The 26066-nt window shown below is 41.9% G+C and carries 21 protein-coding genes and 1 other RNA gene; 16 read left to right on the plus strand and 6 right to left on the minus strand.

All coding sequences use genetic code 11. The features are described 5' to 3' along the window. The first annotated feature begins 186 nt into the window (after positions 1–186). The 6 genes from lpxB to H5183_RS08010 all read left to right on the plus strand — a co-directional run bounded on the left by lpxB (position 187) and on the right by H5183_RS08010 (position 8153). Complete coding sequence (gene lpxB / locus H5183_RS07985; RefSeq protein ID WP_145240502.1) at positions 187–1344, plus strand: lipid-A-disaccharide synthase; 1158 nt, start codon at positions 187–189, stop codon at positions 1342–1344. Beyond that, on the plus strand, positions 1334–1930 hold the full coding sequence (rnhB, locus tag H5183_RS07990; RefSeq protein ID WP_145240504.1) for a ribonuclease HII: 597 nt from the start codon (positions 1334–1336) through the stop codon (positions 1928–1930). Before lpxB ends, rnhB begins: the two co-directional genes overlap by 11 nt. Beyond that, complete coding sequence (dnaE, locus tag H5183_RS07995) at positions 1930–5421, plus strand: DNA polymerase III subunit alpha (protein WP_145240506.1); 3492 nt, start codon at positions 1930–1932, stop codon at positions 5419–5421. The genes rnhB and dnaE overlap by 1 nt, the downstream gene beginning before the upstream one ends. Before the next feature lie 16 nt (positions 5422–5437). Further along, positions 5438–6394, plus strand: a complete 957-nt coding sequence (gene accA / locus H5183_RS08000; protein ID WP_145240508.1) for an acetyl-CoA carboxylase carboxyl transferase subunit alpha — start codon at positions 5438–5440, stop codon at positions 6392–6394. Positions 6395–6501: 107 nt separating this feature from the next. Further along, positions 6502–7809, plus strand: coding sequence for a tRNA lysidine(34) synthetase TilS (tilS, locus tag H5183_RS08005; protein WP_182731387.1), 1308 nt, complete (start codon positions 6502–6504; stop codon positions 7807–7809). After that, complete coding sequence (locus H5183_RS08010) at positions 7806–8153, plus strand: hypothetical protein (protein WP_182731388.1); 348 nt, start codon at positions 7806–7808, stop codon at positions 8151–8153. Before tilS ends, H5183_RS08010 begins: the two co-directional genes overlap by 4 nt. Positions 8154–8200: 47 nt before the next feature. On the opposite strand, the gene H5183_RS08015 is transcribed toward H5183_RS08010, so the two are convergent. Continuing rightward, complete coding sequence (locus tag H5183_RS08015; RefSeq protein WP_145240514.1) at positions 8201–9097, minus strand: GGDEF domain-containing protein; 897 nt, start codon at positions 9095–9097, stop codon at positions 8201–8203. Positions 9098–9247: 150 nt separating this feature from the next. Here H5183_RS08015 and H5183_RS08020 point away from each other — a divergent pair, with 150 nt between their 5' ends. Next, positions 9248–11224: a monovalent cation:proton antiporter-2 (CPA2) family protein gene (locus tag H5183_RS08020; RefSeq protein ID WP_182731389.1), complete on the plus strand. Its 1977-nt coding sequence runs from the start codon at positions 9248–9250 to the stop codon at positions 11222–11224. 14 nt (positions 11225–11238) lie between these two features. On the opposite strand, the gene H5183_RS08025 is transcribed toward H5183_RS08020, so the two are convergent. Further along, positions 11239–12384: a patatin-like phospholipase family protein gene (locus H5183_RS08025; protein WP_145240518.1), complete on the minus strand. Its 1146-nt coding sequence runs from the start codon at positions 12382–12384 to the stop codon at positions 11239–11241. A gap of 184 nt (positions 12385–12568) precedes the next feature. Here H5183_RS08025 and H5183_RS08030 point away from each other — a divergent pair, with 184 nt between their 5' ends. From H5183_RS08030 to gmtX, 5 genes are all read left to right on the plus strand, one after another. Continuing rightward, positions 12569–13444: a DUF3014 domain-containing protein gene (locus H5183_RS08030; protein ID WP_145240520.1), complete on the plus strand. Its 876-nt coding sequence runs from the start codon at positions 12569–12571 to the stop codon at positions 13442–13444. A gap of 140 nt (positions 13445–13584) precedes the next feature. After that, positions 13585–13681: signal recognition particle sRNA small type (gene ffs, locus H5183_RS08035), an RNA gene on the plus strand. A gap of 187 nt (positions 13682–13868) precedes the next feature. Continuing rightward, positions 13869–15338, plus strand: a complete 1470-nt coding sequence (gmtY, locus tag H5183_RS08040; RefSeq protein WP_182731390.1) for a gamma-mobile-trio recombinase GmtY — start codon at positions 13869–13871, stop codon at positions 15336–15338. Further along, entirely contained in the window at positions 15335–17923 is a 2589-nt protein-coding gene (locus H5183_RS08045; RefSeq protein ID WP_182731391.1) for an integrase family protein, read from the plus strand. The genes gmtY and H5183_RS08045 overlap by 4 nt, the downstream gene beginning before the upstream one ends. Continuing rightward, on the plus strand, positions 17916–18557 hold the full coding sequence (gene gmtX, locus H5183_RS08050) for a gamma-mobile-trio protein GmtX (protein WP_182731392.1): 642 nt from the start codon (positions 17916–17918) through the stop codon (positions 18555–18557). The genes H5183_RS08045 and gmtX overlap by 8 nt, the downstream gene beginning before the upstream one ends. Positions 18558–18633: 76 nt before the next feature. Here gmtX and H5183_RS08055 read toward each other — a convergent pair whose 3' ends face one another. From H5183_RS08055 to H5183_RS08065, 3 genes are read right to left on the minus strand one after another with little or no spacing between them, the layout of a single operon-like run. Beyond that, positions 18634–19464: an abortive infection family protein gene (locus H5183_RS08055; RefSeq protein ID WP_182731393.1), complete on the minus strand. Its 831-nt coding sequence runs from the start codon at positions 19462–19464 to the stop codon at positions 18634–18636. Positions 19465–19510: 46 nt separating this feature from the next. Then, entirely contained in the window at positions 19511–20476 is a 966-nt protein-coding gene (locus H5183_RS08060; protein ID WP_182731394.1) for a hypothetical protein, read from the minus strand. Between the two features lie 55 nt (positions 20477–20531). Next, complete coding sequence (locus H5183_RS08065) at positions 20532–21089, minus strand: recombinase family protein (RefSeq protein WP_182731395.1); 558 nt, start codon at positions 21087–21089, stop codon at positions 20532–20534. A 159-nt stretch (positions 21090–21248) separates the two neighbouring features. On the opposite strand from H5183_RS08065, the gene H5183_RS08070 reads away from it, so the two are divergent. Together H5183_RS08070 and H5183_RS08075 are read left to right on the plus strand one after the other, a co-directional pair. Then, a complete protein-coding gene (locus tag H5183_RS08070; RefSeq protein WP_182731396.1) occupies positions 21249–21980 on the plus strand; it encodes a hypothetical protein in 732 nt (243 codons plus the stop codon). 415 nt (positions 21981–22395) lie between these two features. Further along, complete coding sequence (locus H5183_RS08075; RefSeq protein ID WP_182731397.1) at positions 22396–23334, plus strand: hypothetical protein; 939 nt, start codon at positions 22396–22398, stop codon at positions 23332–23334. Between the two features lie 343 nt (positions 23335–23677). On the opposite strand, the gene H5183_RS08080 is transcribed toward H5183_RS08075, so the two are convergent. Then, entirely contained in the window at positions 23678–24649 is a 972-nt protein-coding gene (locus tag H5183_RS08080; RefSeq protein WP_145240522.1) for an integron integrase, read from the minus strand. Positions 24650–24942: 293 nt separating this feature from the next. Here H5183_RS08080 and H5183_RS08085 point away from each other — a divergent pair, with 293 nt between their 5' ends. Beyond that, positions 24943–25365, plus strand: a complete 423-nt coding sequence (locus H5183_RS08085) for a hypothetical protein (RefSeq protein WP_182731398.1) — start codon at positions 24943–24945, stop codon at positions 25363–25365. Positions 25366–25442: 77 nt separating this feature from the next. Then, on the plus strand, positions 25443–25757 hold the full coding sequence (locus H5183_RS08090) for a hypothetical protein (RefSeq protein ID WP_182731399.1): 315 nt from the start codon (positions 25443–25445) through the stop codon (positions 25755–25757). The last annotated feature ends 309 nt before the right edge of the window (positions 25758–26066 follow it).

Consider the following 26066-nt stretch of genomic DNA (forward strand, 5'->3'; position numbering starts at 1 on the left):
AAACACAGAGCTTAACTATTTACCAATATATGTTTGAAAAACAGGCAAATAGTTCTGATTGTATCAGTAAAGGTACGTTGCTGAAGGTTTCTCTAATTTATTCAGGGTGTGTCATTTAATCGCGCAGTAAAACAAGCTAGACTACTGCCTATGACCGTCTTGTTGACTTGTGAATAAAAAACAGCCATGAATAAAGATAAACAGCCACTACGTATAGCGATTGTAGTTGGAGAGCTCTCTGGTGATATTTTAGGTGAAGGCCTAATTAAAGCATTGAAACAGCGCTACCCTGATGCCATTTTTGAAGGTATTGCAGGGCCGAAAATGCAGGCGCAAGGCTGTAGTAGCTTATTTGATATGGAAGAGTTAGCTGTAATGGGCTTAGTGGAAGTGCTAGGCCGATTACCGCGGTTATTAAAAATTCGCAAGCAACTAGTCCAACACTTTATTGATAACCCGCCAGACGTTTATATAGGTATTGATGCACCTGACTTTAATTTACGGGTTGAAAAGCCGTTAAAAGATGCTGGGATTAAAACGATTCAATATGTAAGTCCATCAGTGTGGGCATGGCGAGAAAAACGTATCCACAAAATCAGCGCTGCAACCAATATGGTGCTGGCTTTATTACCGTTTGAAAAAGCATTTTACGATAAACATAATGTGCCATGTACTTTTGTTGGCCATACACTGGCTGATGATATTGCCCTTGAGCATGACGACAGCGCAGCGCGTCAACAATTGGGTTTAAGCCTTGATGATAAAGTACTGGCATTATTGCCAGGTAGTCGAGGCTCAGAAGTAGGGTTGCTTAGTGAAACTTACCTTAAAACAGCGGCCGGGCTACAAGCTAAAAATCCTGATTTAAAAATAGTGGTGCCATTAGTAAATGAGCAACGCAAAGCACAATTTAGTGCTATTTTGGCAGCTACAGCGCCACAACTAAATATTCAGTTGTTGGATGGGCAATCGAACCTTGCAATGCAAGCGGCAGATGTGATTTTAATTGCATCAGGTACCGCGACCCTGGAAGGGATGCTTTATAAAAAACCTATGGTGGTTGGCTATAAAATAAAAGCCCTAAGTTATTGGATTTTTAAAAGTTTATTCACTTTTAATATTAAATACTTTTCGTTACCAAACTTATTAGCTGACGAAGAGCTAGTGCCTGAATTTATGCAGCATGATTGCAGCGTTGAAAACCTAACGAACGCCCTTGAACCAATGCTAAATAGTGATAATCGCGAGTTAAAAGCGCGTTTTTTAGCCATTCACCAGCAAATACGCTTAAATGCTAGTGAGCAAGCAGCCACTGCTGTTGCGGAGATTATAGATGCAAATTGAACGACCTAACCTCAGCTTTATCGCTGGCGTTGATGAAGTCGGCCGTGGGCCATTAGTTGGCGATGTAGTGACCGCTGCGGTGATCCTCGATCCAGCTAAACCGATAGCTGGTCTTGCGGATTCAAAAAAGTTAACCGATAAAAAACGCCAAGCACTAGCAATTGAGATCAAAGAAAAAGCGCTGTGTTGGTCCATTGGCCGATGTAGCCCCACAGAAATCGACGAGTTAAATATTCTCCATGCCACTATGCTGGCAATGACTCGTGCGGTTGAAGGCTTAAGTACCACCCCTGAGTTTGTATTTGTCGATGGCAATCGCCTACCTGCGCTCAGTATGCCGGCACAAGCCGTAATAAAAGGCGACAGTCTAGTGGCAGAGATCTCAGCAGCATCCATTATTGCTAAAGTTGCCCGTGATGATGAAATGATTGAGCTTGATAAACGCTATCCAGAATATGGTTTTGCAGGTCATAAAGGCTACCCAACCAAGGCACATTTTGCTGCTCTTGAGCAGTACGGCGCCATTAGTGAACATCGTAAAAGCTTTAAACCAGTACAACGTGTACTGGCGATGCAGGAGAAGTAATGGCAGCTCCAGATTTTGTGCATTTACGGGTACATTCAGACTTTTCAATGGTCGATGGTTTAGCGAAAACTAAACCGATTGTCGCCAAAGCGCAGGAATTACAATTACCGGCATTGGCCATTACCGACCAAATGAACTTATGTGGTTTAGTGCGCTTTTACGACACCGCTCATAATGCGGGTATTAAACCAATTGTTGGTGCTGATTTTTGGTTACACAGCCCAGAGTTTCCAGAAGGGCCTTGTCGGTTAGTTATTTTAGCTAAAGATAATGTCGGTTATAAAAATCTTACCCTTTTAATCTCTAAAGCGTATCAACGTGGGCATTTATTTCATCGCCCTGTTATTGAACGAGATTGGTTAGTTGAGCACAAAGAAGGGCTTATTTTACTCTCTGGTGCCAAAGATGGCGATTTAGGTAAAGCGCTATTAAAAGGCAACCCAGCCACAGTTGAGTCGGTGGTTAGTTTTTATAAACAGCATTTTAGTGATAACTACTATATTGAGTTGATACGTACTAAGCGTACACAAGAAGAAGACTATTTACACTTAGCGGTTGAGCTTGCAACCGTTGAGCAATTGCCAGTGGTGGCTACCAACGAAGTGGTATTTTTGAAGCCTGAAAACTTCGAGGCCCACGAAATACGCGTAGCAATATTTGACGGCTATACGCTTGATGATAAACGCCGACCAAAGCGCTTCTCTGAAGAGCAGTACTTAAAAACCCCAGCACAAATGGCTGAGCTGTTTAGTGATATCCCAGAAGCGCTGCAAAACAGTGTGGAAATCGCCAAACGCTGTAATGTGACGGTGCAGCTTGGTACGTATTTCTTACCAGATTACCCAACCGGCTCATTAAAAATTGAAGACTTCTTGGTGAAAGTATCCCGAGACGGTCTTGAAGAGCGCCTACAGTTTTTATTCCCTGATGAAGCTGACCGAGCAGAAAAACGTGTTGAATACGACGAGCGTTTACAAATCGAGCTCGATGTAATTAACCAAATGGGTTTCCCTGGTTACTTCTTGATCGTAATGGAGTTCATCCAGTGGAGTAAAGATAACAATATTCCAGTTGGGCCAGGGCGTGGTTCAGGTGCGGGTTCGTTAGTGGCGTACGCGCTGAAAATTACCGATCTTGATCCGCTTGAATTTGATTTACTTTTCGAGCGCTTCTTGAACCCTGAACGTGTATCAATGCCGGATTTCGACGTCGATTTCTGTATGGATAGACGCGATGAAGTAATCGATCACGTATCGGCTCTATATGGACGAGACGCGGTATCACAGATCATTACTTTTGGTACTATGGCAGCAAAAGCGGTAATACGCGATGTTGGCCGAGTACTTGGCCACCCGTACGGATTTGTTGACCGTATATCAAAACTGATCCCAGGCGATCCCGGCATGACGTTGGCAAAAGCGTTTGATGTTGAGCCGCGCCTGCAAGAAGCTTACGATGGCGATACAGAAGTAAAAGACTTAATCGATATGTGTCGCATCCTTGAAGGCTGTACACGTAACGCTGGTAAACATGCCGGTGGTGTGGTTATTTCACCGACTACAATTACTGATTTTGCCGCCCTGTATTGTGACGATGAAGGTAAGTTTCCGGTTACTCAGTTTGATAAAAATGACGTAGAGACCGCCGGATTAGTAAAGTTTGACTTCTTAGGTCTACGAACCCTGACCATTTTGCAATGGGCAGTTGATATGACTAATGAGCGCTTAACCCGAGAGGGCAAAGAGTCAATAGATATCAACACCATTCCACTGAATGATAAAAAGAGTATAGAGCTGCTATTAAGAGCAGAAACTACCGCGGTATTCCAACTTGAATCCCGTGGTATGAAAGACTTAGTAAGGCGCTTAAAGCCCGATTGCTTTGAAGATATGATCGCCTTGGTAGCCTTGTTTCGTCCCGGGCCATTGCAGTCAGGCATGGTAGATAACTTTATCGACCGAAAACTTGGTCGCGAAGAAATTTCTTATCCAGATGCACAATATCAACACGAAAGCTTAAAGCCTATTTTGGAGCCGACTTACGGCATTATCTTGTATCAAGAACAAGTAATGCAAATTGCTCAGGTACTGGCTGGTTACACCCTAGGTGGCGCCGATATGTTACGTCGTGCAATGGGTAAGAAAAAGCCAGAAGAGATGGCAAAACAGCGTTCAACATTTGAAGATGGTGCGCGAAATAACGGCATTGACGGCGAACTGGCGATTAAGATCTTCGACTTGGTAGAGAAGTTCGCAGGCTACGGTTTCAATAAATCGCACTCCGCAGCCTATGCGTTAGTATCGTACCAAACGCTGTGGATGAAAACCCATTATCCTGCTGAATTTATGGCGGCGGTGATGTCGGCTGATATGGATAACACTGAAAAAATCGTCACCTTGGTTGATGAATGTGAGAATATGAAACTCACTTTATTACCGCCTGATGTAAATGCCGGTGCCTATAAGTTTACAGTAAACCTCAAGGGTGAAATTGTTTATGGTATTGGTGCTATCAAAGGCGTGGGTGAAGCGCCTGTAGATGCAATTTTAGAAGCGCGAAGTAACGGTGGGCCATTTAAAGACCTATTCGATTTTTGTGCGCGGGTAGATTTAAAACGTATCAATAAACGCGTAACCGAAAAACTTATTTACGCCGGTGCGCTTGATCAACTCGGTCCCGAGAAAACGCAACCAGCGCGTGCTACGTTATTGGCAAGCTTAAAAGACGCGATGAAAGCGGCTGATCAGCATCATAAAGCAGAGTCGTTAGGGCAAACTGATTTATTTGGTTTATTAGCGACAGAGCCGGATGAAGTCGAGCAAGCATTTATAAAAGCCACGCCACTGACTGATAACCAATGGCTTGATGGGGAAAAAGAAACCTTAGGCTTATATTTAACCGGGCACCCAATAAATCAGTATCGTAAAGAGCTGAAATATTACACCAGTGGTAAATTAGTGGATTTACAGCCAACTAATCGTGATGTGCAATCAACCGCTGCAGGCCTTGTTATAGCTGCACGTACACTAGTAAATAAAAAGGGAAATCGTTGGGGGCTTGTAACTTTAGATGACAAGAGTGCCCGTATTGATGTACGCTTATTCCCAGAACAGTTTGAAATGTACCAAGATATGCTGCAAATCAACAATATCTTGGTAATATCTGGACAGGTCAGCTTTGATAACTTCTCCGGTGGTATTACAATGACCGCCAGAGACATATGCACCATCGCGCAAGCGCGCGAAAAACGTATTAAAGCGATTAAAATGACGCTAAATATGGTGCAAATCGAAGCCAACTTCTTCGATAAATTACAAAAAGTACTCGAACCTTATAAGTTTGGTACTTGTCCGATTAAGGTTTACTATCAGCGTCCAGATGCGTTGGCACAGTTAACCCTCGGGACAGAATGGTGTGTTACGCCTAGTGATGACTTAATTCATAAGTTATCGTTAATGGCGGCGCAAGATGTAGAACTAGAATTTAACTAATTAGGTAGTTTAGAGCATGAGCCTCAATTATCTTGATTTTGAGCTTCCAATCGCAGAGTTAGAAGCAAAAATTGAAGAGTTACAAAATATAAGCCGCGCTGGCGATTTAGACCTTGAGTTAGAAGAGGAAGTCAGTCGATTAAAAGAGAAAAGCGCTAAAATGAAAGAGGAAATATTCTCTAAATTAGGTGCTTGGCAGGTGTCTCAGTTAGCCCGTCATCCGTTGCGTCCTTATACTCGAGATTATATCGAGCGTATTTTCACGGAATTTGACGAGTTTGCTGGCGATCGTACTTTTGCGAATGATCCGGCAATTTTAGGCGGTGTTGCACGCTTTGAAGGTCAACCAGTGATGGTTATTGGCCAACAAAAAGGCCGTGACACAGCTGAAAAAATTAAACGCAACTTTGGTATGCCAAAGCCTGAAGGTTACCGTAAAGCATTACGCTTAATGGAAATGGCAGAGCGTTTTAAAATGCCAATTATGACCTTTATCGACACCCCAGGTGCATACCCTGGTGTTGGCGCTGAAGAGCGAGGCCAATCTGAAGCAATCGCACGTAACCTTAAAGTGATGGCAGCATTAAAAGTGCCAACAATTTGTACGGTTATTGGTGAAGGTGGCTCAGGTGGTGCTCTAGCCATTGGTGTAGGTGATCGCGTTAACATGTTGCAGTACAGTACTTACTCGGTGATTTCACCAGAAGGTTGTGCATCAATTTTGTGGAAGAGCGCTGATAAAGCTCCTCTTGCTGCAGAAGCGATGGGTGTAACCGCTGAGCGTGTTAAAGAGCTTGATTTGATCAACAGCTTAGTTGAAGAGCCATTAGGTGGCGCACACCGTAACTACGAAGGTATGGCGCGTAACCTGAAAAATCAACTTAAGCGCGATTTAGCTGATTTACAAGCTCTGTCACTGGATGAGATGCTTGATCAACGCTATAAACGTTTAATGTCGTTTGGTTATTGTTAAGATAAACAAAACAACCAAATTGATGAAAAAAAGCCGCTATTGCGGCTTTTTTGTTTTAGAATGCTTTGGAGCTTGGATCACTACTAAATTTAAGTTGATGGTTACTCATGCAAACAACATCGTTATACCAACAAGTAAAAAATGCCATTACGCCTTATACCGATGAGCACAAAACCGCATTTACGGTAGCGCTCTCTGGTGGTGTGGATTCGGTGGTATTACTGCATATAATGAATGCGCTAAAAGCTGAAATACCGCAACTGCAATTAAGCGCAGTTTATGTTAATCATGGTTTAAGTCAGTATGGCGACGATTGGCAGCATTTTTGCGAAAAACTATGTGCAATAGTAAAAGTTCCTTTTTACTCGGCTCAGGTAAAAATCACCAATAAATCACGCACGAGTCTAGAAGAGCTCGCCCGCGATGCTCGGTATCAGGCACTTGATCAGCATAGCCCAAGCGGCAGTATTATTTTGCTAGGGCAGCACTTAAATGATCAACTAGAAACGTTTTTATTGAGACTAAAACGGGGCTCAGGATTACAAGGCCTATCATCTATGCGGCAAACTCGCACCTTGAGTTCTGGGCGAGAATGTTTACGGCCACTGCTGAACACCACACGACACAGTATTGAACAATTTGCTACCGAGTTTAAGCTTGAGCATATTACCGATGATTCAAATACGGATGAGCGCTTTGATCGCAACTTTATTCGTCAGCAAATAGTGCCTCTATTAAGTGAACGATTTACCGGCTTTGAGAAAAGCGCAGCGCGCAGTGTTAACCTTCTTCAACAGCAGCAAGATGTACTTGATGAATACACTCAGTTAGATTTAAGCCAATGCCAAAATACCCAGCAAGGGTTAAGTTGTTTACAGCTAGCAAATTTTAGCGCTGCGCGCCAAGCAAATGTTTTGCGTTGTTGGCTTGGACAATTTACGACGCTTATGCCATCACAACAACAAACTCAGCAAATACTTACACAAGGTTTAACAGCAAAAGCTGATGCGCAGCTACTTATTCAGTTAACGGATGGGCAAGTTCGCCGGCATCAAAAATTTTTATATTTTGTACGTGAAACAACCGTTCCTGACAGCCAATCACTAACTGCTCAAAACCAGTTACTTTCAGATGGTCGTACCCTAATACAATTATCAGGTATAGGAGTTAGAAAACCATTGCTTGATGAACACGTTTCTGTCCAGTTTAATTGTCCACAGGCGCGTATTAAACCGCTTAAAAAACCGGGTCACAACAGCATTAAACATTGGTTTAAAGATGCAAAAGTAGCGCCATGGTTACGTGCTAATGTGCCACTTATTTTTTATAATGAGCAATTAGTTTATGTCGTAGGGCATTTTATAAGTGCAGAACACGCCGATGAAAAAGGTATATTTTGGGAGATAAAAACATGACAACGTCACAGCCACATGTTGGTTTATCACTAGTCAATAAAGCACCGTTAGGGCTAATAGTTACAGCCGTTATAGCGGGCATTGCCACGGTAATGTTTGAGCTTGCGCTATTAACGTTAGCGTATTCGGTTTTAGGTGGTTTGGTGTGTGCAATTATTTTAATTGCGTACTGGTTAGGTAAAGGTGGACTATTTTTTATTGTTGGGGTGAGTATTCCATTATTAATGGTCATTGTTGTACCACTAACCAGCATGGCTGCTTTGTTATACCTAATTAGTGGTTTCTTTTTTGGTTTTTGCTTAGCACTATTAGGTTATAAGTTATTAGCCAAGTCAGATAATTAGTATAATTATAAAAGAAAGCCTAGTGGGGGAACTAGGCTTACCTTTAATTAATACGCTTTAGCGCAGTTACGCCCTGATGCTTTGGCCTTGTATAAACCTTTATCGGCGCGGGCAAAAATCTCATTCTCACAATCTTTGCTGTTTGCCAAAGTAAATCCAATGCTGGTGGTGACTTCATATTGTTTCATTAAACTTGACTGAGTCACTAACTGCATTACTCGCTGAGCAATCACTTTATTTGTGGTAAATTCAGGATCATCGATTAATACTGCAAACTCATCACCACCAAAACGAAATACAGAATCAGTCCCGCGAATACTACTGCATAAAACGTTGGCAAACTCTTGTAATACGTCATCGCCAATTTTATGACCGTAGCTATCATTAACTTGTTTAAAGTTATCTAAATCTAACAACATTAGACTAAATGGACGATGATGGCGGCGAAAACGCTCTAATTTCTGAGCCAAAATAGCATCAAACTGACTACGATTATTAAGTCCTGTTAAAGTGTCTTTAGTAGCTAGCTTTAGCACGCGGCTATACATTAATGCATTACGTAATGGATAAACCAATACGCTGTGTAAGCCAACTAACTTTTGCTTGATACTTCCCGAAAGCGGGTATTGGCAAAAATAGATCAGCTGCCCTAAATGTTCATTATTTATGTCTAAATTAAATGAATATGGCGGTTTACTATTATCACTATTAGGGATTTGTGCCACTCCAAGAGACGACTGAAACTGCAAGCCTGAAAAATTTATGATTTGTTTTGCATGCTCAGCATAAATCGTTAATAGCTCTTCTATATTTAACGTTGTTTGCAGTTTTTCGAGCAAACTATGAATAGCAGCAGGTTCATTATTACGGTAATGCTCTGCCGAAAACGGCAGAAACTCGCCACGTGCCGAGATGCGCTGCGTCAAAATATGGACATTTTCCATGGTTTTCTCCCCCTAGGAGTTTGTTATTACTTTTCTAAGCGATTTTTGTGCCACTATTCCAAACTGGCTGAAAAACAGATAGTTGCTATAGTTAACTCTTAAGTAGCTAAAATTTTGACGGTATGGCAACAGTATAAATAGGAGGTTTATTTGCAAAGTGTATTGGCTCAAATATTTGGCTTATTACTGGCTGCTGTGGTGCTGGTATGGTTATTTAAGCGCATTGGCTTACCGCCGATCCTCGCCTACCTTGCTACTGGCTTATTAGCGGGTAGTCATGGCATTGGCTGGATGGCGCAAAGTCATGAAATACATTTTGTAGCTGAGCTTGGTATTGTATTTTTATTATTTAGTTTAGGGCTGGAGTTTTCTGTTGGCCGCTTAATGGCAATGCGCAATATTGTATTTGGCTTGGGCACGTTGCAAGTAATTGTCACAAGTATTGTGTTTATGCTGATTTTATTGTTGATGGATTTGTCTTTGTTGAGCAGTTTCACTATTGCGACATTAATGGCGTTGTCATCAACAGCGGTGGTGGTTAAATTACTTAAAGAAACCGGCGAACTTAAACAGCGGCGAGGGCAGCTCGCTATCGGAATGTTATTATTTCAAGATATTGCGGTGGTGCCGTTACTGATTACTTTACCTTTACTGGCCCAAAGCAGTGATACTGAAGGCATTGCCTGGGCCCTGACTTTCGCTTTAACTAAAGGCGCATTTGTATGTTTATTGTTATGGATGATAGGCAAGTGGGTATTGCCAAAAGTCTTTAGCGAAGTTGCATTAATGCGCACCGATGAATTGTTTGTTTTGACCACCTTAGTGGTTGCCTTATTTGCCGCAGGCTTAACGTATTTATTTGGCTTATCGATGGCGCTGGGCGCATTTTTAGCAGGAATGATGCTCGGCGAAAGCCAGTACCGACATCAATTAGAAGCTGATATTCGACCATTTCGCGATATTTTAATGGGCCTATTTTTTGTCACTGTCGGTATGCAGCTCGATATTTTATATGTGTTTGGCGTATGGTATTGGATAGTGGCTGCATTAGCGCTAATGCTAGTATTAAAAATTGGTGTTATTACTTTTTTAGCGCAACTGATGGGCGAGCGAAAACAAGATGCAATTGCAGCAGCCATCATGCTATGGCAAATGGGCGAGTTTGGTTTTGTATTAATTGCGCTTGCTACTAAACACCAATTATTAGCTTTAGATCACGCCTCATTTTTAATTGCTATTGCAGTCATGTCGATGGGCTTAACGCCTTATTTAATAGAATCGACGCCTTGGTTATTAAAACAACTTGGGGTATTAAAAAATCCCAACGGTGAGTGGCAGCAACAGCCTAACAGTAGCACCTTGTATCAAAACCATGTAGTGATCTGTGGGTTCTCTCGGGTTGGGCAAACTATTGCGCGGTTTTTAAAGCCAGAAGCAATAGAGTACGTTGCTGTTGAAAGTAACCCAATACTAGTTCAAGAGGCCAAAGCAGCTGGAGAGCCCGTTATTTTTGGTCATGTAAAACAAAAAGATATTTTAAAATCAGCAGGAGTCGAACGAGCTCGACTAGTGATCATTACTTTCACCGATTTTGAACATGCGCAAATCGTGATCGATGCGATAAAGCAAATAGCTCCTGACGTGAAAATACTGGTACGCATGCGCGATGATAGTCATCTCGAAGCACTCAAAGAGCTTGGCGTGACTGAGGTGGTGCCAGAAACACTGGAAGCGAGCTTAATGTTAGTGTCGCACGTGTTGTCTATGTCGGGCGTGCCGATGTCGCGTATTGTTAGGCGGGTTAGCAAAGAGCGGCGTAACCGTTACCAATTTTTACATGGTTTTTTTGCTGGAGATCAATTTGATAGTGAAGAAAACAACGCCGAGCGGCTTGAGTATTTACACGTTATGGCACTGCCAGAAAACGCCTTTGCGGTTGCTAAAAATATTAATGAATTAAATCTCGAAAAACGTAAAGTATCAGTGCGAGCATTACGACGCAAAGACCGTGAAATTGATAGTCCATCGCTGCACACTGTTTTACTCGCCGGAGATATTCTTGTACTACAAGGTAAACCCCGACGAGTAGAGCGGGTAGAGTGCTATTTACTCGATGGTACGGATTAGTGAATAGTTAACTGTTAATCGAGCTCTAAAAATTCGCGTATCTGTGGCAGTTTCTCTAAACCATCTTTATAACCAATTTCAATCAAATGCTGGGTATAGCGTTTTTCAAACAATAAGTAACTGGTTAAACTCGATTGAGAACGTTTTTTAACCCCGATCATGCGCAGTAATATTTTAATGGCTAAAGGCATATCACTGTAATAGTTTGCAGCAATGGCATTAAAGTTTTCTGATGGATTGATCACAAAACTTTGTATTTGCTTTAATTCTTGGTGTTTATCACGCCCAGGTAACAAACCTAAAGTTCGGTTAATTCGTTCAAGGCGCTCAAGATCTGACTGTAAGGTGTCGGTAAACACACTGTCGAGCAAATGGCCCGCAATCGAGGATAACCCTGGGAAGTGAGGTAGATAACCCGGCGGATGAGCTTCTTTGGGCTGATCAACACCGATAATAAATATTTTTTCAGCGCCTAAATGGACACATGGACTCAGAGGCGATAATTGGTGAATAGAGCCATCACCAAAGTAGTGGTTGTATACATTTACGCTCGGAAACACCATAGGAATTGCACTGGACGCCATTAAATGTTCAACGTTAATACGTGCCGCTTGGCCTTCGCGTTTAGCGCGCCGCCAAGGTGACTGTGTATTAGATTGAAAAAACGCCACAGAATCACCCGTGGTATAGCTTGATGCGGTGATTGACAGCGCATCTAAATAATTACGGTGTAAATTACGCTCAATGCGAGTTAAATCTAAAATTTCATTAAGTAAATTACGTAAAGGCTGATTATTCAACAAGCTCGCTGGTGGATGATTAATATGTTCAGATTGAAAACTAGTCAGCATGTTACGCATTAAATGGCCAAACACGCTGATAAAATCACTTTTATATACCATTGACGTAGAAAAGTTTTTCCAAACAGATTCCAGTTTACGTACCGCCAAATGGGTGCATGAAGCATAGCTTGCTAGCGCGGCTGAATTGATCGCTCCGGCAGATGTACCATTAATAATAGTAAATGGCAGCGGGGCGGTACGCGGCATACTTTGCGCGAGCGCTTTAAGAACCCCAACTTGGTAAGCGGCACGTGCACCACCACCGGTCAGTAACAGAGCAACTTTAGGTTTGTTTTTATCGATTTGCTTGATTTTCATAGTTGAGTTTCGTCGTTGCAATTAAGCGGTTAAGCGTCTTTACTTTATTTATTAACTGTAAGTCTTTAAGCTAGAAGAATCAAAGGATACCTTAGCTACGTTAATAATTATTAGTGTAGGCTATGAATTAAATCCATTTAGGGTACTCTTACTGTTATCGCATTTTAATATTTATGGAGTTCGTATGTCAGATCAACCATCAGCGTCAGATGTTCAAAAACGTCCACCGAATAATAACCTTTTATTTGCAGGCATCATTTTAATTATTATCATTATTGCTGCAGCGTTTGTGTTATTAAACTCAAGTGATGAGTCACAAACAGCAACCGAAGTTGAGCAACCCGTAGCAGAGCGCCCCATGATGGAGCTAAAACCAGAGAACGATCCGGTTGTTAATGCCCCATCTGTTAATCCTGAAAAGCCTGCTGATTTAGCCGTGCCAACACCACGCCCAGTAGAGCCTGAGCCGCAAGTAGAACCACTACCTACTCTTGATGAAAGCGATCCTGTCGTTGTTGCTAAGTTAGACGAATACTTAGGTGATGCAGCTATGAGTTTGGTTATAAACGACGATGTTATTCGTCGCGGTGTGGTATTTATAGATAATCTTGCCAAAGGTAAAATTGCCCAAAAACACACTCCTGTTATTAAGTTAGAAGAAGGCTTTAGTGTAGTAGAGGGTGATATTCTTACCATTGATCCAAACAGCTATGAGCGTTATACCCCTTATGTAAAAATCTTTACTAGCATGAGTGCAGCACAAATCGTACGTTTATACGATGAGTACAAACCACTTATCAATGATGCGTATACAGAAATTGGCTATCAAGGTGATGCGTTTAATCAAACACTTACTGACGCCATAGAATTGCTGCTAGATACCCCAGAGCCAAAAGGGGATATGCCACTGTTACGTGATTCAGTAACTTATCAATATGCTTACTCAGAATGGGAACGCCTACCGGCGGCACAAAAACAACTGCTACGCATGGGCCCTGAAAACATGAAAAAAATAAAAGCTGTACTACGTAACGTAAAAAAAGAGTTAGATAATCAATAATCTTACTTAAATCGTTTAAAAAACAGTACGATTGTATGTTTAACATGCAATCGCACTTTCTTTTTGTGTTTCCCCTTGAATAACACAGCAAAAGTAGAGATAATCTCTCCCGCGCCAACCAAGGCCCTCAATGGTAGTCTTATTGGTCCTCTCGCAACACTAGCAGGCGAACCTGGTCAGGCCCGGAAGGGAGCAGCCACAGTTTGTGACGTGTGTGCCGAGATGTGGCTGGTAAGACTGCCACCCAAATTCCTCATTTGGGTGTTGTTTGAAGTATAAGTTTTATTAATAGCTTCCAAAAGTATACTAAAACATACTAATTTCTTTTTAGATCCAATTAAAAAATAAATCTCAGTTCATTAGATCAATAGTACTTCTTATACTAATCTACTAAAACTCCTCAGCACTAATTGGTTTAGGTACCGTGTTAGTCAAAGTTCTTGCGCAAGTTAAAACAGATAATTCAGGCTTATTGATTGAAGTACCTGTGTTGCTTAGCGAATATGGTGTATTCGATCCCTTACTTGATTACGTTATAAGTCAGTCGCACATTAAAAGTTTGCCATGGATGAATCGCATTACGTTTGCTTGCCAGCTTTTGCTCGAGTACATGGAAGCCAATACAGGATTATTTTCAGACGCCAGCAAGTTATTTCAATCATTTGTAATGCGTTTATCGTTGGGTTCCATTAGCCCTAAGGGGAATGATCCATCGGGTTTATATTGGTTACCTCGCTCTACAGCAAATGTAAATCAACTTTTATCTGCGCTAAATGGCTTAACGGATTGGCTCGCCAATAACAGAAATACAACCAGCTTAAACCCATTTGAACAAGCCAGCTCTCATCAAGAACGCCTTAACTATGCTGCATGGTACAAACGCAATCAGTACAACTTTTTAGGCCATATCAAAAGTAACCCTTTACCCAGTGTGCTTAAAACCGTACGCAAGGTACGTGGTAAAAAGGATGTGCTAAAGGTTGACGGTGATGCCATTTCATTTCCAGAAAAGCTCTTTAAACTCTTTTTTATTGAAGGTTTAGGCAAAGCCAGAGATAAGCGCGTGGCACTGCGTGATCAGCTTATTGTGTTGCTGATGCATGGCACCGGTGTACGAGAAAGTGATGCTTTACACCTTTGGGTGGATGATGTGTTTTACGACCCAGAAAACCCCAGTGGTGTGATAGTACGTTTGTACCACCCCGAAGATGGCAGAGCACCAAATAACTGGACTGGCCGCAAACGACAAAAAACACGCGCAGCGTATTTGTCTGAGAACTATAACTTAATTCCTCGTAACCGCATGACGGGTACCGCTCGAGTTGGCTGGAAAACCAAAGTGGTTGATGATGACGAAAACTACATTCAACTGCACTGGTTTCCAGCCTTTTACGGTGAGCTATTTGCCAAGTTGTGGCAGCAATACTTACTTTACCTATTACCGTTGCCAAGAATGCACCCTTACGCATTTGTATCGTTTTCACAAACACACGAAGGTCAATCGCTCACCCTAAATGCGTTTAACCAAAGTTATAAAGCGGCCATGGCTCGTATCAACCTTGTTGTATCAAAACCTGAAGGACGAACCCCACATGCCCATCGTCATGCTTATGGCAGACGTATGTCGAGTGCGGGCATTGATCCAAGGCTGATCAAAAAGGCACTCCACCACGCTTCGTTTTTATCACAAGCAGTATATACCCAACCGAGTATTAGAGATGTGACGTTGGCATGTGAAAGAGCGTCAAAAAACCTTGATGGCCAACACTATGCCGAGTTTAAAGAAGACGTCAGCGTGAGCTGGCAAAACGTGATGGAATCAGGCTTTGAAGATATTGACCCAGATGGGCTATTTAGCGGTAAGTACCCTAAATTAAGGAGATATAAACCATGAAAACACAGGATTATGAGTTCAATTGGTTTATCAAGAAAAACGGTTCTGGCTGGGAGACTTGGCGGGAACTGGCCTCGACTTGGCTTGAACAAAAGCAATACGGCATTGATCATTCACGCGCCGCAATCGCTCGCTTTTTAGATGAATACCTGGTACCGCGATTTATTACCGATCCCATTGAGCTATTTACACTGGCAGATCAAGACTACAACAAATTTCTTATGTCGTTTGAGCTGAACGAAGGCTACCGTGTTAGGCAAAACAACGATGTATGCCGCTTTATTGATTGGATAATTGATACCTACTACTCAGAGCCAGATGATAATGGCGATCTTGTGCCGCTATTTCAAAACCCCTTTGATAAAGAACAAAGCCCTGTAAGAAGACAGGAGACTGTCTACAACGCTTTACCCTACGCCTATATTAAGCAACTGCGCAGCATATTATGCCCCGCGCCTCGGGGTCACTTTAAGCAATGGCAGTGGGCCATCGACTACAGTGAGCTCTTCTTCACCAACGCTCGCTTTTTAAAAGACTGGATTTTGGTTGATGAATCGGTGATAGACAAAGCAGACCCCGATTGTGTTTGGCAAAAACACACGCTAGATAAACAGCGTCAGATAAGAATAGATGGTGCACTAAGAACCCTAGAAAAGGGTGACAGCATTTACTTAATTTGGTCGCCAGTTCGTGCTATGGCTTTATACCTTAAGTTGCAGTTACCTTTACGAACCTTTCAAGTGCGAATGCTGGACTCGGGCGAGGCTGATACATGGCGTTACAGTAATGGCGAGTGGCAAATGAATACGCAACACCCTTTTGCTGAAGGCAGCGATAAGCGTCCATGGCAAAAAGGGGTATTCCACCGCATTATCACACCAGATATTGGTGATGTGATGACGGGCATGTACATAAACACCAATAAAACCGCAGATAGAAACAAAGATGAAATAACTCGGGGATACGTGATCCCATGGCAACACGAAGAGGTGTTGTATTGGCTAGAAAAGCTCAGAAACTGGCAAGAAAAGTACAACCCAATCAACAAGTCCACGTCAATTTACGACTTAGACTACAAGCACTTTGGTAGCACTAAAACCAAAATTCAACGCAGTGAAATTGGTGATATTTGCTTTTTGTTTCGCAATGCTGCTGCGTATCGTAAGCGCGAACGGCGTATGCCAATTACAGATGGTTATGTTAACGCACTTTGGGTGGCTTTGCTTGCCCAACTCGAACACGATGTGGCGAAAAAAGAGCATACTTTAAGAGATGGTGCCAAAGTGCATTTTGTTGACCCTAAAAATGCCAGAAGGCCACTATTCCCTTTACATGCATTACGCGTTTCCTTGATCACTTGCTACGGCATTGAGGGGGAAATACCCACACCGATATTGTCAAAGCTGTTGGTTGGCCACAGTCGTTTGATCATGACTTTGCACTACACCAAACTCACGCCTGTGATGATGGCCAAGAAAATGCGCGAGGCTGAAGGCAAAATAATCGACATAGAAGATGATAGTCTACAGTCATTCCTAGCCAATAAATCCATTGAAGAAATCGGCTTGCAAGCCGCGTTTAAAGACATTGAATCGCTACAAACTGCATTGAGAGTGCGTAACCCAGCTGGGTGGCAAGAAAAGTCGATAGGCATTTGTTTGGCAGGTGGCAACACCTCGCCCTTGGTTGAACATGCTTCAATTGCTGGGTGCTGGAATGGCGGAGATAAGCTCAAAAAAGCGAATCGAAACCAAGCCGACTTACACGCGCCAGTACCCCATGGGATTGAAAACTGTATTCGCTGTCGCTGGTTTATTACCAGCACCCGCTATATTCAATCGCTTACGGCTCACTTTAACAACCTAAGTTATCACGCCACAGAAGCTGCAAAAATTGCTGCGGAACTCGAGGGCGAGCAAGCGAGCTTATTGGATGAAGAGTATTTCTGTGAGGTTAATGGCACACCATTTAGCAAGCGTGACCAGCTAAGTAGCATAGACAGGCGTATTGAGCGACAAAAATCCGAAGCCGATGAATATTGCAAAGACTTAGTAGCGTGTTTTCAGGTGATCCGTAAGGTACTAAGCATCGAGCAAAACCGTGAAGAGCACGACCACAAAGACAAAGTAATTGCGCTTGGCTCGGCACAAGACATATCACCATTTTTTAGCTTTTTAGACACGAAATCTGAATTTAGGCAGCTGATCCAAATCTGCGATGACGCAGAAGTATTTGCAGACTTAAAAGACGATTTAAAGAAAACCACGGCCATTAATCACAGAGCAAACATGCTAAACACCATGCTGATGCGCATGGGCTACCAACCAATCCTGATGCAGCTCGACGACGAAGCGCAGCTTAAGCTTGGTAATGTGATGGTCAATGCCATGCTAAATGCCACGAAAGAGCCAGACAAAAGTAAAGCCATGACAATGCTCTCTACTTACCTTGATACTGAAGCTTACTTGAAAGACGCAGGCCTACTCGAGCAAGGTGTACAGGCGATTGAAAGTAATACAGGCATTAGTATCAGAACATTAGCAAACATGGCGACAGCCACTTTAGGAGTGAAGAAAAATGGCTAATCCAGTTGACCCAACCCTAGTGCTGCAAGAGCTATGCGCAAGCGCCACCACAAGAACAGCCAGTGCTTTAACGGTATTGAATGCTGTGCTTGAGCAGCAAAGTAAAATAACGCCTCTCGACTTTTCTATGGCAACGATCGGACGGCTGTCTAAAGAGCAAGGCGGCCCATCAACACAAACCATCCGTAATCGCACAGGAAAGCATTTTCAGCAATTAATAGAGGCTTGGGCAGCCTATGCAGGCACAACGTGTAAAAAGCCGCTCTCAGTGCGCCAAAAACAGCTATTGAACAGCAACGACCAACATATTCTAGACGCTATCGACGACCCTGTGATTAGAGCCGTTGTAGGCTCACTGATTGCCGAGCGTAACAAATACCGTGACCAACTTAATACGCTAAAAGCCAACTCAGACTTGTTTATAGACAGAACCAAAGGCGATAAAACCAACACCACAATTGAAAACAAACAACTGGTACCGCTGGAAGTTGAAGCCATTAAAGCCGCAATTTCTGATGCGTTTTTCAATAATCAAGGCTGGGCTGTCATGGCAACTGGACAAGTCAAAGATGCTGAGGGGAAAGAAATTTATAAGCGTGGGTATGTGAATGGGTTGAGGAAGATGTTCCCTTAATGCTGCAACGATAATTAACACTTATAAAAATGAAACAAGTAAGATTGCATAGCTAGCCCCAGCATTGGCAATATCGTCAAGAGTTTACCTTTTTCTCGTCCCAGCTTTCTATAATAAACACGGCTGCGGTATGTGCTGCATGTACTGCTAGTCGAGCGTGACGGGGTTTTATATTATAGCGAGTTCTTCCCTCAGCGTGTGCGGCACTTGCATGAGTGCGCAAGGCTCCAATACCACTAACTGTTGAAAATAACCCACTCAGGATTCGAATTAGGTCCTCGTCTTGAATCTGCCTAATATCAAAGCCGAGCTCGTCTTTTATGACTTTCCAAACTCCCTGTAGGTCTTTTTTAGCAGGCATAGCTAAGCCTGCATCTTCGATAAAAGTCTTACAGACTGCTTCAAGTATGTTGCAAGCTGCCAATATTGCTTCTCTTGGGTCACGAACTAAATTTTCTAGAGCCCTGTCGAATTCTGCATTTATAGCTGGTAAGTCTCGGTTTTTGATGATGGTAGATAAAGACTTTATCGGAGCGCTAGCCCCATCTAATATAAGACCACCTTGATGATATTCAAGTCCATACCTAGACAAACATTTCCTAATATTTTGAACATACTGGTAAGCTTTGTTTTCAACTTTTTGAAACATTATTTCGGTGTATTCTGACTGATAATCAGGGTTTTCCATATAATTTTCTATAAGCTTACCCAAGATATCTAAAGGTTCATTGGATTGGTTATTGACTCTTCTTAACCATTCAAGGGCTTTGACCGATTTACTACCTTCAGGTGGCTCCCCAGGAGCGTTGGAGTACATGAACAGAGAGTCCATAGATGCGTGAGTTTCTAAGTTTGACAGAGCATCCGCTGACACAGCGATAAGTGGAGCTGGTATCTGTTTGTTCATTTGGTATAAAGCCTTGAGTTTGTATGGTAATTAAGACTGCCAGAAGTTAATCTATTTTGACAGGTGAAGTGCAATGAGAGCATTCAGTTAGTTTTTTGGAGTATGGCACATCTTCACTTGAACGGCTCCAAACATGAAAACAAGATGGGCATCTAAACCACCTTGTTTCGTATTGTTTTGGTGCGGGGTTTAGGTCAATAATTTCCCTAAAAGCACGTGTCGGTTTTCTTTTATAGCGGGGGTTTTGCTGAAATCCATAAACTGGGTCATATAACGGCTCGTTCTCTTCTGCCAGTTGCTGTTGTTCCTCCCACTTAAGTTGTGCTTGTTCCTTTTTAGCGAGTTGTATTTTTTGATTTTTACTACGATAAAACTCTGTAAACCTTTGTGTTTGCTGTGGGTAGTAATGCCAATGCTTGATGCTTTGCTTCTCAAGTAATTCAGATTCAACTTGCTCTCTGTAGCCATTTACTTTGCCTTCAACGTACTTTCTAAAATCCTTCACGTCGACAACTACAATGGCGGACTTTTGGTTGTATGTAGAGCTAAATTGGTAAGAAGAGCTCTCTAGCGTTAAAACAAGGGTGATGTCGAGTTCATTGGTGTGTAGGATAGCAATTTCGTTTTGCGCGCTTTCAATGGCTGGATTCAATGTTACTTTAGATTGATAGTCGTATACCTTTTCTTCAGTGATCAACACGCCCTCATCGGATTTATCACTGTTTGGATAACCGACATATCGAGGAAGATGAATGCTAGAATTGGTAGCAAGTATATTACGGCACAGCCAAAAAATAGCGCGTTTATAACTTATCTCACATGGCTTATCTTTGGAGTTTACCTTCGGTGCATGTTTGAAGTGATCGCGTCTTATGTTCGTTTTATACTTGTGCGCGGAAAGAGGCATATCGCAGCTGATGCAAAAACAATTGCACTCTAAACCGTTTTCTACTTCATCGACAAATGCGAGAGAGCCATTTTTATCTTTAGCAAATGGTATCAATACTTCCACTGTTATTCCTTTTCACAAGCAGATAGCAAAGCTCAATATGTTATACCTAGTTAATTCATTTGTTAATATCTTGATTGATAACTTTATAAACCGTGTTTCTTGAAACGTTCACCGTGCTTGCTATTTGGCTGACTGGTGTAGCTTTTGCGCGTAGCGATAAAATGCTTTGTTTGGTGTTGTCGGATATTGGCTTACGGCCTTTGTATTTACCCGCTTTTTTAGCGGCTGCAATGCCCTCGAGCTGTCGCTCTTTTCTGATATTGAGTTCAAACTCTGCGAACACGGCGAGCATATCTAGAAAAGCTTTGCCTGAGGCAGAGTCGGTTGAGATGGGCTGCTCTAGCGCTTGTAGCTGAATATCGTTGGATTTTAGGTGGTTCACTAAGGTTTGTAAGTCGAGTACGGAACGAGCGATGCGGTCGACTCGAGTCACAATTAAGGTGTCACCAGCACGAAGGTAGCTAAGGAGGGCTTGAAACCCATCGCGTTTGGTATTCGACGCTGATGCCATATCGGTAAACACCTTTTCACAGCCCGCTTCCTCAAGTTTGTCTACTTGTAAATCTAAAGACTGATCTGTGGTCGAAACTCGCGCATATCCAATCTTACTCATGGCAATTGTTCATTTAGCATCTAGACTAAATAAACATAGTGCGTACTAACGCCTTAAACCACCCTAAATGAACACTTTTAATCGGTATTGGTGATGTTCAACTAGGGTATACGCTATTTGAACTTGTGCTTTACCGTCGTTTTAGGAAATGCCACCATAATGGACTTGCAAAACCCCGACCTGATTTTAGTTAAACGCCTATCGGAGCATTCATGCTCCTACTTTGCGGTTGAAAGCATTGCGGGTAGTGATGTGGTGTTGACGGATATTGAAAGCGGTGGGCGGTTTAATTTTGCAAAGCCAAAACTTGAACAACTGGTTTCAAACGGTCAGCTTAGAACCATTGCGCGGCGTGAGCTACCAACCAAGCTAACCTTTAAACCACTCAGTACCGTTAAAAAGCCTAAAGCAGAAACTGCGGAAGATGTTGCATCAAAAAAAGAAATGCAGCGACGTTATAGGTATGTGCAAGGCGCAATTGAACAAAGCGTTCCAGCCTATACCGAGAAATGGTTAACCCCGTATATTGCGCAAAAGGCGGCGGAGATAAACGACAGTGGCCCACCGTCATGGCGCACGCTAGCCTATTGGAACAAAGCCTTTGTGGAAAGCGGCTGGGATAAACACGCACTGATGCCCAAACATAAGGCCAAAGGCAACCGAACCAAGCAACTGCCTCAAGAAGTCCATGATCTCATTGATGAAGTGATAAACGAATACCTGCGCACGCATACCGTGATGAGGTACCAGAAGGTGTATGACCAGTTTATTGAACAGCTTGATACGCTTAATGCAGAAAGACGTGAGGCTGATTTAGTTGAGCTAAAGCCATGCAGCTATAGGTGGATAGTGAATAGGTTGCAGAATATGGAAAATAAAGTAAAGTCTTAATTTATTTAGATATGTGTTTTTAAATAGCTCTTAAAAGAGTGTACTTAGGCTGATGGGGGAGGTAGGCCAAGGTTCGATTCCTTGGGCGTTTGTTGGCTCCGTAGCCCTTATTTTTGTGCTTATTCGATATGCAAGTATCCAAATGGTCCTATCAACCACGGCAGGCAAATTTAAGGAGGTGTCTATGGCAAAAACATTAAAAGCTCGTGCTCGTATTCTTTTCAGTTCAATGTTCGAAACAACTTGGGCTACTGGGGTCGGCTACGCTGCTGGTCACCTATCGACCTAAGTGCATTTAGCATTTATAAAACTGTGGATGCAAAAACTGTAGGCTTACGCTCCTTCGTCATTTATCGTAGTCTACAATTCCTCGCCGTTTATTCCGGCATTAACAATTACTTGAGTTCGGAGATATATGAGCATTTCAATGTTGGAAATAAGTAAAACGGCAATGTATGAAGGAGAGTTTAAGGATCGTCGAATAGAATTTTCAGAATCGTGTAAATGGCTATCCGAAGAGCTGGGTTTTCCGTATAAAAGTACTCGAATGGGAGACTATGAACGTTTGCTAAAAACTTTTGTTAACCCTGGAGCTAAAGTACCAACGGAACAGGACTTAATTGATGATTTTTATCATTTTATGCAAGCTGCGACCGAGGCATGTCAGATTATCCGTTTATGGAACACTTTTAAAGATGGTAAGCACGAGGGTTTAAAAGATCGTATCAAGCATGTTATGTCAGGTAAGAGCTTGCGGGCCGAAGCAATCAAGAAGAATGCAAAGGGGGAAAATGATGACCCTGCACGAGACTTCGCGTTTGAACTGAATATTGCCTCTAGGTTTCTCAAGGGGGGATATGAAGTTGATTTAACAGATGACTGTGATGTTGTTGTCAATATAGGTAAAGATAAGTTGTACGTAGAGTGTAAACGTATCAAGTCCATAAAGAAATTAGCCTCTCGTATTAAAAAAGCATCAAGTCAGATTGATACACGCATTGGTGCGAATCGAAAAAACAAGTATGGTTTGATAGCATTGGACGTGACTGATGTACTTTTGCCTGAAGGTACAGTAGCCGCAACTAGTAATGTGCATTTATATGATATGGAAATACAAAGAGCAATTACGGATTTCGCTAAAGAGCAGGAACATGTATCCACCAAAAATGCAGGTCGCAATGTAGCTGGCATTTTATTTGAATATAACTCTAGTGCATTTTTTCCTCATGAAGAGAAGGAGCCTTCGTTAGGCTTTGGGCGTTCTGCTTGTATGTATAGGCATGCCAGCCAAAATAAAAAGTCATTGGCTTTAGTCTCTGGCTTTACTGGAAAAATTGCTAACCAAAATCTGTAGAGTTGTAATTTAAAGGGCGCAAAATAGCTGGTTAGTACAAGCCTGAAAGGTAAACTAACACTGAATTCTGAACGCCCTCACTACTAATATTTTACTACCGTATATTATTGTTTTACATGACTATTATGAATTTAGTACACTTTCCACTATAAATTTATAAGTTGCTTCAAACAACATTGGGTGTTGTAAATTTCCCTTTTAAATTATCTAAAAATCACCAATACTACGTTCTCACAATGCGCTTTTTGGTGAATTCTCATCAAAATTGTAATGGCATCATTTTTTAATCAAATAGACGTGCTTTTTCATCATACTTTTGGCGTGAAGCGAACATTGATAAAGTTTAAAATATTTTACTTAAGGGGCTCACTACGCAATTTGCTCCTTGCTGTAAAACATGAGTATATATTTGTGTTGTTTTGACATCAGAATGGCCAAGCTGAGCTTGAACTGTTCTGATATCGGCGCCACTTTGCAATAGATGCGTTGCAAATGAATGACGCAAGGTATGCGGTGTTATTATTTTTGTTAATCCCGATTTTTGAACTGCTTTCTTTACTTCTTTTCTTATGCACGAGTGATGAAAATGATGTCGTCTTATTTCACCACTTTGAGGATCTGTACTTAATATATGAGAGGGAAATAAATACTGCCACGCAAGTGATTTTGCGGCGCAAGGATATTTTTTTGTTAAAGCATATGGCATCCATACGCCAGCATAATCGGTATTCTTTAAATCAAGTTTTAAATAGTCATCAACGTTTAAAATTTGAGTTCTCAGCATAGGAATTAGCTCTGTGGCCAACGTAACAATACGGTGTTTATTGCCTTTGCCATTCCATACTTGAATACATTTATAATCAAAATCAATATCTTTCACTCTTAATTGCACAGCTTCCATTACTCTTAAACCACTTCCATACATAAGGGCAGCAATTAAATAATAGCGTTTATTTAAATGAGCCATTAATATTTTGACTTCTTCTGGGGTCATCACGACAGGCAGTTTTGCTTGTTTTTTACTGCGAGCAAAATTTAAGTTTAACGACAGCTCATTTTTTATTATGTGCTTATATAAAAATGACAATGAATTGAGAGCCGTTGCTTGCGTACGCGGTGCAACGTTTTGCTTTAACACTAAGTGTTCTAGATAGCGTTCGACTTCATTGTCTCCCATTGAGGCCGGGTGGCGCTTATCATGAAAATGGATATAAGATGCAATCCATCTCAGGTAGGTGTCCACGGTACGTAATGAATACTGACGTACCAACATATAATCAGCGATATAATTTAAAAATGGGGAGCGCGTTTTCATGTCATCACCAATAGTTATGCTGTATATGTGTACAGTGTAGTTGTTTGGCTCCCATATTCAAGAAAATGAGCGACGAGCGCATTTTCTTTTTTCTGAATATCTTTAGGAACAATAAAAAATTATAGCTGGCAATACATTACGTTATTTGTTAAAAATATACTTATTGTATACATGAGCGTGACATCGGCAGAAATATGCGCGTCGCGCGCACTATAAAATTGTTACACGTCAATATGAAACTAAGCATCTTCACACTAATATTACTAATTTCTACTTATTGCTTTGGGGGCAACATGGATCAAGGGAAGGCCGAGTCTCAAGAGCTTATGGACGCAGTGTTACCACTTGCAGAGCAATTGCTTACTGAACATGGCGAATTTTTCCCTTATGGTGGTGCAATGACTCCCACTGGTGAAATCGTTAATGTTGCTGCGTACGATGGCGATGAACACCCACCATCAACTGATGTAATATCAATGCTCAATAAGGCATTTATATCTGCTTCACGGTCTAAAACTTATAAAGCCACCGCTCTCGTCTATGATGTCCGTGTTCCTTTACCAGAAACTGGCGAAAAATCTGATGCTATAGCTATTAATCTAGATCATCAGAGTGGTTATTCTGTCGTAGTTTTCTTGCCATATGAAATCACTGAGCAAGGACTTAAATTTGGCAGTATTTTTGCTCAAGCAGGAGAGAAAGGTGTTTTTAAATAGTCCGCAACGCGTAACAAGCGTAGTCAAAGCGACGCAAAAAGCGCGCGCCTGCTACGGGCGTTATATGCAGGAAGAGTATGCGAGCAATTAAAGTGATGCCGGATTATGGTTGCTTTCCATTGTGGCACAGCGGCGAGAATGAAGTAGGCAACATAGATCCAGAGAGCTTACCTATATCTTCGCTACTTGTATCTCAGCTAAACGAGTGGGCTGCAGAATATGATGCAACTTTAAACCAAGAGTACCCTCCAGAATCATGCTTTAGCAGCAAAGAAGTTGAGATTAAATTTTTGGCAAAGGGTTATGAGTTGGCATCAGCCTTAAAAGCAGAGCTAGGCTCAATAACAGTAACTTACTATAACATTGATCAGAAGCGTGAGCGAAGCATATAACAAGTTGCTGCACGCGGACACATACTACTACGCTCGTTTTTGTGTGTCGCTGCGCTCCATTTTACACAAAAACGCTCTCCGCAGTATGTGCCGGTGAGCAAAGCGTTGAGGCTGTAGAATTACTCTTTTTAGGAACTGGTTCTACACATTTTACTTGATTGTTTTTTAACCTTGAACCCACAGAGTTACTGTGATCTAATAGATATTATTCACCCACGGTAAATTGTTATGGCCAACTACAAGCCTGACTTATCCTGCCAAAATAAATTCATTCCAATCAATTTTGCTGAGCAAATATTGCCAGGTACA

It is taken from the genome of Pseudoalteromonas sp. SR44-8 (assembly GCF_014163635.1).
GTDB lineage: Bacteria > Pseudomonadota > Gammaproteobacteria > Enterobacterales > Alteromonadaceae > Pseudoalteromonas > Pseudoalteromonas rhizosphaerae.

Bases quoted from the DNA above. Each gene is read 5' to 3' on its own strand.
- H5183_RS08085 (WP_182731398.1), top strand. From the start codon at position 24,943: ATGGATCAAGGGAAGGCCGAGTCTCAAGAGCTTATGGACGCAGTGTTA.
- H5183_RS08090 (WP_182731399.1), top strand. From the start codon at position 25,443: ATGCGAGCAATTAAAGTGATGCCGGATTATGGTTGCTTTCCATTGTGG.
- gmtX (WP_182731392.1), top strand. From the start codon at position 17,916: ATGGCTAATCCAGTTGACCCAACCCTAGTGCTGCAAGAGCTATGCGCA.
- H5183_RS08065 (WP_182731395.1), bottom strand. From the start codon at position 21,089: ATGAGTAAGATTGGATATGCGCGAGTTTCGACCACAGATCAGTCTTTA.
- H5183_RS08070 (WP_182731396.1), top strand. From the start codon at position 21,249: ATGGACTTGCAAAACCCCGACCTGATTTTAGTTAAACGCCTATCGGAG.
- H5183_RS08010 (WP_182731388.1), top strand. From the start codon at position 7,806: ATGACAACGTCACAGCCACATGTTGGTTTATCACTAGTCAATAAAGCA.
- rnhB (WP_145240504.1), top strand. From the start codon at position 1,334: ATGCAAATTGAACGACCTAACCTCAGCTTTATCGCTGGCGTTGATGAA.
- H5183_RS08080 (WP_145240522.1), bottom strand. From the start codon at position 24,649: ATGAAAACGCGCTCCCCATTTTTAAATTATATCGCTGATTATATGTTG.
- H5183_RS08015 (WP_145240514.1), bottom strand. From the start codon at position 9,097: ATGGAAAATGTCCATATTTTGACGCAGCGCATCTCGGCACGTGGCGAG.
- accA (WP_145240508.1), top strand. From the start codon at position 5,438: ATGAGCCTCAATTATCTTGATTTTGAGCTTCCAATCGCAGAGTTAGAA.
- H5183_RS08025 (WP_145240518.1), bottom strand. From the start codon at position 12,384: ATGAAAATCAAGCAAATCGATAAAAACAAACCTAAAGTTGCTCTGTTA.
- H5183_RS08045 (WP_182731391.1), top strand. From the start codon at position 15,335: ATGAAAACACAGGATTATGAGTTCAATTGGTTTATCAAGAAAAACGGT.
- tilS (WP_182731387.1), top strand. From the start codon at position 6,502: ATGCAAACAACATCGTTATACCAACAAGTAAAAAATGCCATTACGCCT.
- H5183_RS08075 (WP_182731397.1), top strand. From the start codon at position 22,396: ATGAGCATTTCAATGTTGGAAATAAGTAAAACGGCAATGTATGAAGGA.
- H5183_RS08055 (WP_182731393.1), bottom strand. From the start codon at position 19,464: ATGAACAAACAGATACCAGCTCCACTTATCGCTGTGTCAGCGGATGCT.
- lpxB (WP_145240502.1), top strand. From the start codon at position 187: ATGAATAAAGATAAACAGCCACTACGTATAGCGATTGTAGTTGGAGAG.
- H5183_RS08030 (WP_145240520.1), top strand. From the start codon at position 12,569: ATGTCAGATCAACCATCAGCGTCAGATGTTCAAAAACGTCCACCGAAT.
- dnaE (WP_145240506.1), top strand. From the start codon at position 1,930: ATGGCAGCTCCAGATTTTGTGCATTTACGGGTACATTCAGACTTTTCA.